Here is a 575-nt window from a genome sequence, read left to right on the forward strand (position 1 = left end):
GTTGGTCAAGCTCGCTGATAACGGTATCGCTTGTCTGGCCAAATGGGATAACGGCTCAGCGCCTAAGCATACTTTATTTACCCTAAATCAAGGCTTTGTCTATCCTGATATTTACTTCTTTAATAAGGCGCAAGCCAACTATAATACTGACGATATGATCATTGAGCTGGCCACCTCAAATTTTGATATCGAAGACGATATCCAGCACTTCGATCATAAGATATCGACGGATGAGCTGTACGCCACCCATCAGCGCTCATGGAAAGAGGGCATCTATGTCGATGATGAACAGTGGGCAATACTCAAAAAAACAGCGGCTGCCATATTGGTTGAGAATAGCGAGATGTCAAGTAAAGGGGCGGGCGGAGTATAAATCTGACTGGTCCATTTATCGACGTCAAAACCTGCTATATTTTTTAGCGGGTTTTTTGCTGTGGGTTGTACGTTGTTAAAAATTGGATTATCAAAAGCATTTAAAATGCTACTTATAAACATTTTTTATTTATTGTTTATTGAATTATTTCCACATGTCTGTATTATTGGACATATGGAAATAACAACTGCTATCGTAAGCT

At 39.7% G+C, this 575-nt stretch carries 1 pseudogene; it reads left to right on the forward strand.

From position 1 onward, the window contains the following. Positions 1-373: pseudogene (locus ACS8FD_RS23145) on the forward strand (DUF3726 domain-containing protein); the annotation flags it as partial. Positions 374-575: the final 202 nt, after the last annotated feature.

The organism is Psychrobacter sp. 1U2 (assembly GCF_051847575.1).